Annotated in this window: 8 protein-coding genes and 1 CRISPR repeat array; all 8 genes read left to right on the top strand. The window is 65.1% G+C overall.

Translation table 11 applies throughout. From position 1 onward, the window contains the following. Window positions 1-647 precede the first annotated feature (647 nt). The 8 genes from cas3 (at window position 648) to cas2e (ending at window position 9,548) form a co-directional block, all read left to right on the top strand. Entirely contained in the window at window positions 648-3,359 is a 2,712-nt protein-coding gene (gene cas3 / locus MJD61_07525; protein MCG8555123.1) for a CRISPR-associated helicase Cas3', read from the top strand. Beyond that, window positions 3,356-4,906 (top strand): type I-E CRISPR-associated protein Cse1/CasA, encoded by a 1,551-nt coding sequence (locus tag MJD61_07520; GenBank protein ID MCG8555122.1) that lies wholly within the window; start codon window positions 3,356-3,358, stop codon window positions 4,904-4,906. The genes cas3 and MJD61_07520 overlap by 4 nt, the downstream gene beginning before the upstream one ends. Further along, window positions 4,903-5,451 carry a type I-E CRISPR-associated protein Cse2/CasB gene (locus tag MJD61_07515; GenBank protein ID MCG8555121.1) on the top strand — a complete coding sequence of 183 codons (549 nt, stop codon included), beginning with the start codon at window positions 4,903-4,905 and terminating at the stop codon, window positions 5,449-5,451. Before MJD61_07520 ends, MJD61_07515 begins: the two co-directional genes overlap by 4 nt. Before the next feature lie 12 nt (window positions 5,452-5,463). After that, window positions 5,464-6,729, top strand: a complete 1,266-nt coding sequence (gene cas7e, locus MJD61_07510) for a type I-E CRISPR-associated protein Cas7/Cse4/CasC (protein ID MCG8555120.1) — start codon at window positions 5,464-5,466, stop codon at window positions 6,727-6,729. Further along, a complete protein-coding gene (gene cas5e / locus MJD61_07505) occupies window positions 6,729-7,490 on the top strand; it encodes a type I-E CRISPR-associated protein Cas5/CasD (protein MCG8555119.1) in 762 nt (253 codons plus the stop codon). Before cas7e ends, cas5e begins: the two co-directional genes overlap by 1 nt. Continuing rightward, a complete protein-coding gene (cas6e, locus tag MJD61_07500) occupies window positions 7,487-8,245 on the top strand; it encodes a type I-E CRISPR-associated protein Cas6/Cse3/CasE (GenBank protein ID MCG8555118.1) in 759 nt (252 codons plus the stop codon). The genes cas5e and cas6e overlap by 4 nt, the downstream gene beginning before the upstream one ends. A gap of 6 nt (window positions 8,246-8,251) precedes the next feature. Further along, on the top strand, window positions 8,252-9,178 hold the full coding sequence (gene cas1e, locus MJD61_07495) for a type I-E CRISPR-associated endonuclease Cas1e (protein ID MCG8555117.1): 927 nt from the start codon (window positions 8,252-8,254) through the stop codon (window positions 9,176-9,178). Window positions 9,179-9,266: 88 nt separating this feature from the next. Then, window positions 9,267-9,548, top strand: a complete 282-nt coding sequence (gene cas2e, locus MJD61_07490; GenBank protein ID MCG8555116.1) for a type I-E CRISPR-associated endoribonuclease Cas2e — start codon at window positions 9,267-9,269, stop codon at window positions 9,546-9,548. Between the two features lie 83 nt (window positions 9,549-9,631). Beyond that, window positions 9,632-10,575: direct repeats of the CRISPR family, unit length 28 nt; unit sequence GGCTTCTCCGCGCACGCGGAGGTCCACC. Window positions 10,576-10,741: the final 166 nt, after the last annotated feature.

Here is a 10,741-nt window from a genome sequence, read left to right as displayed (position 1 = left end):
TCTCGGCTGGCGCCCACTTCTCGTATTGCCGACTGCGCACCGCGCTGCCGGAGGGGACCACTGCATGTACTTGACACCTGCCGCTCTATCGAGGGTCGGGTCGCCGGGGACGAGAAACGACACCGCCCAGCAGGGACCGCCATGTGGGTGGCACGATTGGCGGAGTTCCTGCTGGCGCCTCGGATTCAATGCATGGTAGCTTCGCTGCGTTCCACTTGGGGTAGCGCGTGGCATGACAGAGTCGAATCGTTCCGAAGCGTTGGATGGGATTGTGGCGGGCTCTTCGCGAGCGCCAGCACAGGGTCACGGTGCGCTGGCTGCAGGAGACCGCTGGCAGCCGCCGCGGCCAACAGGCCGAGGCACGCGAGCCGCGTGTAGTGCGGAAAAGGACACGCGGTCAAACGACGTGTCTCACGCAAGGTGAGACGCAGGGGGCGTAGGTTGGGGAGGTGGGGATGAGCTTCAAACAAGACGAACCAGGGCGAGGGCAACGCCAAGAACGTGCGGGGAAGATTACTGGCGCCGGAGGCGAAAGTGAGAGCGCGCCCAAGTGTCCACCAGCTCAGCCCTGTACGTCACGGCCGTTCGGCGTGGCCTGCCTACTCCAACGCGGAGTGCTTGCCCGTGGATAGGGGGCCGGGACGACTATGAAGGGAACACCCGACGGCTTCTGGGGAAAGCTGGAGTGCGACGACCGTGGACAGGTCGTTGCCTGGCATCCGCTTGCTGCGCACTGCGCCGACGTGGGTGCATGTGCCGAGGCACTGCTACAACACACCCTCCTGGGTAAACGGCTGGCGACGCTCGCCGGCAAGCGAGAACTCAGCCCTTCGGATGTCGCACGTTTGGCATTTCTCGCGACGCTTCACGATATCGGAAAGTTCAACCTCGGCTTCCAACGCAAAGCCGACCCCTCGGGCCGGGAGACTGCCGGGCACGTGGGCGAGGTTCTAGCGCTCTTCACCCACGAGAACGCTGCCGGCAGAGCGCTCGCCGATGTGTTGCCGATGTCGCAACTGCATGCATGGACGCCTGACGAGGGTTCCGTCCAACTCCTCGTGGCGTCCATCGGGCACCATGGCAAACCAACCTCTTGCCACGGACGTGGGGTCCGGCCCGAACTCTGGCGACGCGACTCAGACCTCGACCCGTTTGCCGGTATGGCCGAGCTGGTGGCCCTCGGTACGCGCTGGTTTCCGGAGGCTTTCGATGACGGCGCCGGCCATCTGCCTTCCTCCTCCGAATTCCAGCACGCGTTCGCCGGCTTGGTGATGCTCGCCGACTGGCTTGGCTCCGACCGCCACGACAGCTTCTTCCCGTTCGCGACGACCAATGCAGATCGCATGGCATTCGCGAGAGGGCGCGCGAGGGACGCGCTTCGCCACGTCGGTCTTGATGTCGGTGTCCCGCGACGCAGCCTTGGATCGTCCCCGCCGTCGTTCTCCTCCGTGTCGACCTTCGACGCACGCGACGCTCAGCGCAAGACGTTGGAACTCTCGGCCGGAGATGCTGGCAGTCTTGCCGTTCTCGAATCGGAGACTGGCTCGGGCAAGACGGAGGCGGCGCTCGCTCGTTTCGTGCGTCTGCTGCAGGCAGGGCTCGTCGACGGCCTGACGTTCGCGCTCCCGACGCGCAGCGCTGCCACGCAGCTGCACGAACGGGTCGTCGCTGCCTTGCAGCGTGCCTTCCCCGAAGCCCACACGCGTCCCCCTGTGGTGCTGGCGGTCCCAGGTTATCTTCAGGTCGACGACACGAAAGGGCGCCGACTGCCCGGCTTCGAGGTGCTCTGGAACGACGATGCCACGCATAGGCTACGATACCGCGGCTGGGCGGCGGAGCATCCGAAACGTTTTCTCGCTGGATCGACAGTCGTCGGCACGATCGATCAGGTGCTGCTCTCGTCGCTGCGCGTCGGTCATGCGCATCTGCGCGCCACGGCGCTGCTGCGTCACTTGCTCGTCGTCGACGAGGTGCACGCTTCCGACGCCTACATGAATCGCATTCTCGAGGAAGTGCTTCGCTTTCACCTGGCTGCGGGCGGACATGCTCTGCTAATGTCCGCGACTCTCGGCGGGGCGGCGCGCGAGAGACTCGAGCAGGCGGCCATGGGCGAACGGAGCAGGGCCGCGGCGGACTCCCTGTCCTATTTCGAAGCGTGCCACGTCCCCTATCCAGCGGTGCACCTAGCGACGCCGGGCGGTGGTTCGAGCACCGTGGCCGTGGAAGCACCCGGCCTACCAAAAGACATCGCCGTGACGGTGGAACCTCTCGCCGCTCGGCCCACCGAGACGGCTGCTCGCGCCCTTGCCGCAGCTCGTCTCGGTGCCCGCGTTTTGGTAGTGCGCAATACGGTGACCGACGCCATCGCGACCCAGCTTGCGCTGGAGCAACTCGCCACCGCGCAGGACGAGCCGCTCCTTTTTCGCCTGGGGCAACATGCGGCGCTGCACCACGCCCGTTTTGCCAGACCAGACCGGACCGCGCTCGATCATGAGATCGAAGTCCGGTTTGGTAAGAAGGCCAGCGCGTCAGGTGGAGCCGTCGCGGTCGCGACCCAGACCGTGCAGCAAAGCCTCGACCTCGACGCCGATCTACTGCTGACCGACCTCGCTCCCATGGATGTCTTGCTGCAGCGTCTAGGTCGGGTGCACCGTCATCGGGCTCGCGATCCGCACCGACCGCACACGCTCCGTCAGGCGCAAGCGAGTGTACTGGTGGACGGCGAGCCGCTCGCATCTCACATCGGGCCCACAGGTGAAGCCCGCGGCCCACATGGCATCGGGACTGTTTACGAGGATGTTCTCGTTCTCGAGGCGACGAGGCGCCGGTTACTTCGCGACGGGATGCTGCACGTTCCGGCACAGAATCGAGAACTGGTTGAAACGGCCACGCATCCGGGAGCCCTGCAAGAACTAGCGGAGACACTCGGGGAGCCCTGGCTGCGGCATCGGCAGGCGATCGGTGGCCTTCGCTTCGCGCATCTGGGCCTCGCGACGCTGAATCTCGTGGACCGCAAGCGCGTCTTCGGCGACTACTCGTTTCACACCACGGAACTCGAGGAGCGTGTGGCTTCGCGTTTGGGTGAGAGCGACCGGCAAGTCGTGTTCGAACAGCCGCTGGCTGGCCCGTTCGGATCGCGCGTTACGCAGGTGAACATTCCCGGCTGGTTGATCCGGGGTATCGAACTGGATCCTCTCCTGGCCCCCACCGATGTGACGGAAGGTGTGGGCGACCACGACGGCCCATCCATACGCTTCGTCTTCGGCGGGCTGGCCTTTGTCTACGACCGGCTAGGCCTTCGACGGCGGGATGACGCGAACAGTGCACAGCAAACCGACAACAGCGAGGTTTCGCCATGACCGCACCCCCGACGTCAGGCCCCCGACATTCGTTGCTGGATGACACGTTGTTTGGCGTGGAAGCGGACGAGCGCGAGCGCCGACTCACGCTGCCGGGCGTGCTTGCGGCGCTGTGTCGAGGCGAGGCGTTCGAGTTCTCAACCCTACAGGCACACCAGCAGCACGCGTGGCATGCGTTTCTAGTGCAGCTCGCGTGTTTGTCGCTCGTGCGATCCGGGTGCCCGAATCCTCCGGACGACGAGACTCGTTGGCGACAGCTGCTGGTGCGATGCGCGGAGCAGGATGGCAGCGGAACCGAGGCCTTCGCGTTGGTGGTTCCTGACCTATCCGAGGCCGCTTTCATGCAGCCACCCGTCCCTGAGGGCACCCTATCAGTCCTCAAGGCCGTGCATTGGAGTCCCAGCGCGGAGCTCGACGTGCTGGTCACATCCAAGAATCACGACGCCAAGGTACGGCGCCTCGCGTCACCAGCGCCGGATCACTGGGCATACGGACTCGTCACGCTGCAGACCATGCAGGGCTTTCTGGGAGCCGGGAACTACGGTATCGCACGGATGAACGGCGGCTTCGCGAGTCGGCCGTGCGTAGCTTATGCACCGTCCCTCGTGCCAGCGGTGCGCTTTGGCAGGGACCTGACTGCCATGCTTGACGCGCGCGAGTCGAGCGTCGGTCGCGGCTTCGCGAAAAAAGGGGGAGTGGGGCTTGTTTGGTGCGCATCGTGGGACGGCAACGCATCGCTCGAACTTGCGTCGCTCGATCCATACTTCATCGAGATCTGCCGACGTGTGCGGTTGTCTGGCTGCGAGGACGGCTTGCGCGCTCACCGCGGTTCCAGCAAGCGGCCACGCATCGACGCCAAGGCTTTGACCGGAAACACGGGCGATGCCTGGACACCCGTCGACCGGAATGGGAAAGCGTTGACCGTACCCGACGCCGGCTTTGGCTACGAACGTGTGCAGGACTTGATGTTTGGGGATTGGGCACACGGCGTGTGCGGAGACAGAGTGCTGGAGGAGGACAGGTACTGGCTTGGCCAGGTGCTGGTGCGCGGACAGGGAAAGACGGGCGGCTACCACGAGCGCTGGATACCGGTCCCGGGCAGGGTGCGTCTCCTGATGGCTAATAGCAGCGAGCGACAGCGTCTGGGGTCGACGGCGCGCGAGTGGGTGCGAATCGCGGACGTCGCCCGAGATAGGATCTTGCGCCCGGCGCTTCGCACCCTATTGCAGGGTGGCCCGGAGCCATCGAATTTCTTGGACCACTTTGGCGCGGAAGTGGATGCGGTCTTCTTTGAGTTGCTCTTCCAGCACGCGGAAGATGACGTGGAAAGTGCGAACGTTGCGTTTGCCGAGAGGCTCGTTGGAATGGCGCGCGAAGAGCTGGAGCGAGCAACCAACAGCGTGCCCATGAGCGCAGCGCGTCGGCATCGAGCGATCGCGTTCGCGTATCGTGCATTTTGGCGTGGCATAGCCAGCGCGCGCGGCTTTCCATCGCTCCCCACCCGGCAGACCGCACCGGACGATCCAACACGAGGAGAAGACGCATGACCGGTTCACCACCACGCTCCCCGCCCGGCGCCAGTAGCGCGCGCGCGGCGCGCCGCGGCTCCTTGCGTGCGCTCCGCCAGGCGCTGCAGCACAGCGATGCCGGCACCCTGGCACAGCTTCGCAGAACCAAACCGGAGTCCCCCCCACTAGCGTTCTTTCGGGTGTCCGCCGGTGTCCTCGACGACTTGCTGCCATTCCAAGCAGGTGCAAGAGAGCGAGCCGAGAGTCGGTGGGCGGCGCTTCTGCAGCTCATGGCCATGGCGCTTGGTACACAGCCCGACACTGGCGGCCTCCTGGGCCGAGTGCCGCTCGGCGAGGCCTTGGCCCGCGCAGACGTGGCCGAACAGCGCGTGCTGCGGCTGCTTGAGGCACGAGATGATCTCCTCGCGGATCTTGCGCGTGGCATCGTCGGCCAGCTCGTTAGCAAGGGCCAGACCTTTCGCTTGGACGAACTCGCGGACCTCATTCTCGATCCAGACGTTCACGTGGCCGAAACGGCCCGCCGCCGTATCGCTCGCGACTTCTATCGACACCAAAGCAGCTGAAGGAGATCTCCAATGGCAGGAACCTCGAGACCGCACACGCTCTTTCTGCAGTATCACACGCTGACGTCCTACCCGGCCGCCCTGCTCAATAGGGACGACCAGGGATTCGCCAAGCGCCTCCCCTTTGGGGGCGCCACCCGAACGCGTGTCTCTTCGCAGTGCCTCAAGCGCCACTGGCGAGCCTTCGACGGGGAACATTCGCTAGCGAGCGTTGGCGGTGACCGCGAATCCGTGACGCGTTCGGTGCGTTCACGGGAGACCTTCGAGCGCCTTGTTGCCGCTCCGTTGCACAAAGAGGGCGTGGCCAAGGACCTCGCGCATGCGGCGACCGAAGCCGTCAAGGAGCAAGTGCTTGGAAAGAGCAAGAAGACCAAGAAGGCCAAGCAGCCAGTCAATGACGACGCGCAAGAGGCCAAAGCCGGCGACGACTCGGGCGCGACTCTTGGCACGAGCCAGGTCACCGTGTTGGGCCGGCCCGAGATCGAGTTCTTTCTGAGCGAAGCGCGTGCCATCGCCAGCGACGCTGGCGAAGCGAAGCAGGTAGCCAAAATCGCCAAGAAGCGTTTCAGCAACGATTGGGGCAAGAACCTGCTCGGGCTCAAGCGTGCTGCAGGGCTCGATGCCGCGTTGTTTGGCCGGATGGTAACGAGCAGCAAGCTGGCCCGTGCGGATGCGGCGGTTCACGTGGCTCACTCGTTCACGGTCCACGCGGAGCACTCGGAGACCGACTACTTCTCGGCCATGGACGACCTGTCGAGCGGTAGCGACGAGGGCGAGCAATTGGGAAGCGGGCACATTGGTAACGCCGAGCTCACGAGCGGGCTCTTCTACGGCTACCTCGTGGTGGACGTGCCACAGCTCGTGTCCAACCTGGAAGGCTGCGAGCAGAGCCGGTGGCTCGACGCGGACCGCACGCTGGCTGCCGAGGTTGTGTGCCGGCTAGCGCAACTCGTGACCCGCGTTAGCCCCGGTGCCAAGCTTGGATCGACGGCCCCTTACGCCGTGGCTCATCTGCTGCTAGCCGAAGCAGGCCAAAGCCAGCCCAGGACGCTCGCCAACGCGTTTCTTAAACCCGTTCCTCCGCGGCCTGACTTGTTGGCCAACACGTATTCAGCCCTCAGTCGCTACGTTTCGGATGTCGATGGCGTGTACGCGCTTGGTAACCGGCGCGCCATAGCGGCGCTCGCTGCCACGAAGGAGCTGGCCGCGTTGGCTCCACCCGGATCGCTGGACAGTGCCGCCAAGTTCGCGGCGCGAGCCGTCCTGGAGGCCCCGTGATGGACGTTCTGGTCCTTCGCTTCGACTCCCCACTGATGAGTTTCGGCGCGGTGTTGGTCGATCAGTTCAACCGAACAGATCGCTATCCCTACCGCGCCATGCTCGTTGGCCTCTTTGCCAACGCTCTTGGCTTGCGCCGCACGGATGTAGACGAGCACCAGAGCTTGCAGAGGCGCTGCCGCTACGCCGCGCGCCGCGACCGCGAAGGTACGGAACTGGTAGACTTCCAGACCGTGGACCTCGGCACGCGCGGTTCGATGTCCTCGGAGCTTGGATGGACTGCTGAGGGCCGCCTTGAGCAGCGCAAGGGTGGCGATGCGGCCGAGGGTACACACATTCGTTACAGACACTACGTCGCGGACGCGATAGTGACGGTGGTCTGCACGCTGAGCGAGCCGGGCACGAATCCGAGCATGGATGCTGTTGAACAGGCCTTGCGGCACCCGGTCAGGCCGCTGTTCGTCGGTCGCAAGTGCTGTGTGCCGTCGGTGCCCGTGTTAGTTGAACGCACTCAGTCAGCGTCGCTTCGCGCAGCAATTGAGGCCGTGCCACGGTTGGACGACGCGAGGACTGGCCGGTGGGGGAACGAGCGATCGCTTCCGGCCATCTGGCCAGCCGAGGCAACCGACGGAGCATCACACCGGTGGATGCGCGTGGAGAACCGGGATTGGGTAAACGCTATCCACGTGGGCCGAAGCCGGTATGTGAGGGGCACGGTGTCGCCACCGGAGCCGGCCACAGCCCAAGGACGAGAGCCATGACCAGGCCATTGCATCTGGTCCGACTCTGGGTTGACGGGGCACGGCTCCACGCCTTTGCGAGGCAGTCGAGGCTGCCTCTGCGAGATTTCGACGACGGATACGCTGTGCACGCACTGTTCGCCGCGTTGTTTGACCATGACGCGCTCGGGCAGGGCAGGCTCGCCCCGCGGCCGTTTAGAATCCTCGATTCGAGTCGGCGTCGCTGTGAAGTACTAGCCTACGCCACTGCCGACCATCGCGCGTTGGTGCACCGTGCGCGGACGTTCGGCGACCCGGGCTCGTTGGAGGTCTGCGATCTGGAGCGGCTCGTATCGCGTCCGGTTCCACACTTTCGGTCCGGAATCCGTCTCGGGTTTTCGGCACGCGTGTGTCCGGTTCGACGCCTGTCGAAGGAACGGATCGAAATCGACGCGTTTCTGGCTCGGGTTCGCCGGGCATCTGAGGGTAACGAGCCCCCGAAACGAGAAGCTGTCTACCGCGAGTGGCTCGCTGAGCAGCTTGAGGCCGACAACGCGGCTCGTCTGCTGACTTGCGGCATGAGCAGCTTCAGGCTTGGCCGTCAGTATCGACGCACCCAGGGCGAGCGGCGTAAGGCCGCGCGACTCTCCCGTCCCGAGGCGGTTTTCGAGGGCGAGCTTGAGGTCCGCGACAGCGCCGCTTTCGGTGGGCGACTCGAGCGCGGACTTGGGCGTCACCGGGCGTTCGGTTTCGGCATGCTCCTGCTGAGGCCGAGTATCGCGTCCAGCCCAGGATGACGCGCTATGGGAGGCCGCAAGCCGGGTTCGACCGCCCGTCAAGAGCCCGGGCCGGAGCTTCGCGGGCGCCTCGGGTTGGAGACGGCCCGTGTTCCCCAGCGGGACCGGCATGGCCTGCTGTGGCTTGGGCGCGGGCAGCTATACGTGGTGGAGGGCACGCTGCGCTTCAAATGCGCCGGCTTCTACGACCTGGACCCCGGTGACTACGCCATCCCGTTTCAGCTCCTCACCTGCCTCATGCTGCAGCCGGGTACGTCCGTGACCCACGACGTACTACGTTTGTGTGCAGCGCACGGCACCGGCGTCGTTGCTGTGGGGGAAGGGGGAACCAGGTTCTTTGCCAGCGCCCCGCAGTCGACGCATGAATCGGCACGCGCGCGGAGGCAGGCTCGCTTGTGGGCTGACGAAGACTCGCGGAACATGCTGGCACGGCGGCTGTACGCGTGGCGCCTGGGCGAGCTTTTTCCGGAAGCAGCCATCTCGGTTCTACGCGGCATGGAGGGGGCCCGCATGAAGGAGACCTACCGGCGTCTCGCCCAACAGCACGGGGTCCAATGGCGGGGTCGGCGCTACGACCGTGACAACCCGACAGCGGCTGATCTGGCGAATCAGGCCATAAACCACGCGGTCACCGCCGTCGAGGCGACGGCGATGGTCGCGGTTGTCGTGACCGGTGCCATCCCGCAGCTAGGTTTCATACACGAGGATGCCGGACACGCGTTCACATTGGATGTGACCGACCTGTTCCGCGACTCGGTGACTCTTCCTGTAGCATTCGCCTCCGCCAAGCAAGCCGCTCGGCATCCTGGCGATGACATCGAGCGCATCACACGTCGCCTAGCGGCTAAGACGCTGCGACAGAACAAGACCGTCCTGGAAATGATCGACCGCATCAAGGAGCTCTTCGACCAGCCTGCAGGAAGCCAGGCCTAGCCCCCTGGAGGAGCAACTGGCCATGTCCATGACAGTACTTGTAACCCGCAACGTCGAGTTGCGCGTCCGAGGCTTCCTGGCGTCCACGATGCTTGAACTAGCCTCCGGTGTGTACACATCGTACCCCATGAGCGCGGCTGTGCGAGACCGTGTCTGGGCTGTACTGCAGAAATGGGGGGTGGGTACGCGTGGCGACAGCGCGGTCATGACCTGGCCAGACGCAAGCTCTCCGGGCGGCCAGCAGATTCGCTGCCTCGGTGAGGCGACGACAACCTTGGTTGAGACCCCTTCAATCGTTCTCGCACGCAGGCAGATTCCCGAGGACGAACTGCGTTCCTTGACAATTCGCGTAGACCCTGTGCCATTCTAGAGGGCGCCCCACGGCCCAATGGCACACGTCGCGAGCACAGGAATCCCTTAGGAATTCGTTCGACTGGCACAAGCTGGCTCAGAGGCTTCTCCGCGCACGCGGAGGTCCACCCTCGACGGTGGAGATGATCCGTGCTCCCTCGCTGGCTTCTCCGCGCACGCGGAGGTCCACCCTCTACCCCGGGGCAGCAGAACGATGCACCGTGGGCTTCTCCGCGCACGCGGAGGTCCACCGTCTACCACGGGCAGCTTGGTCTCTCGAAAGAGGGCTTCTCCGCGCACGCGGAGGTCCACCTGTGAGACAGCACTCGGACGGCCGCACAGTGCTGGCTTCTCCGCGCACGCGGAGGTCCACCTTCTTCAAGTTGCGCCTGCATCTGCTTAATCTGGGCTTCTCCGCGCACGCGGAGGTCCACCCTCAAACGGGTAGCGGGGCTGCTCTGCGATATCGGCTTCTCCGCGCACGCGGAGGTCCACCCACAGACAGTAATGCTATTTCTTTCTCTTTTTCGGCTTCTCCGCGCACGCGGAGGTCCACCGCCTCACACCAACCGCATCTGCCGCGGGCTGTCGGCTTCTCCGCGCACGCGGAGGTCCACCCTCCGAAAGCGCACAGCGGTCTGAGGCTTCCGCGGCTTCTCCGCGCACGCGGAGGTCCACCGTTCCCGAGCATCAAGAAAACCCAACAGGTTTCGGCTTCTCCGCGCACGCGGAGGTCCACCCCTGCAGAACGCAGCCTATGCCCTGGCAGCTGCGGCTTCTCCGCGCACGCGGAGGTCCACCCCTCATCCAAATGCGAGTAGAGCACGTAGGGCCGGCTTCTCCGCGCACGCGGAGGTCCACCCTCAAAGAAAAGCACTCCGATAGCCTCGCGAGGGGCTTCTCCGCGCACGCGGAGGTCCACCCTTTCTACTCTGGTCCTCAATGGCACCGCTACCGGCTTCTCCGCGCACGCGGAGGTCCACCCTAGCCCCGTTCGCCGGCGAGATGGACGCCGAGGGCTTCTCCGCGCACGCGGAGGTCCACCCGTGCACCGCACTGACCGGCGTTGACCACGCGAGGATTGGGTTCCGGTGACGCCGACGAGGTTCCGCGAGCGTGCCATGAGCCTTCGCGCCTGACAACAGGGCGGGGGAGACGCTCGAGGCAACGCCACACGTTCACTGACAGCGGTGCTGTGCACCGTAGGGTCGG

It is taken from the genome of Pseudomonadota bacterium (assembly GCA_022361155.1).
Lineage (GTDB): Bacteria > Myxococcota_A > Polyangia > Polyangiales > JAKSBK01 > JAKSBK01.
This window is presented reverse-complemented; position numbering and strand designations above follow the sequence as displayed.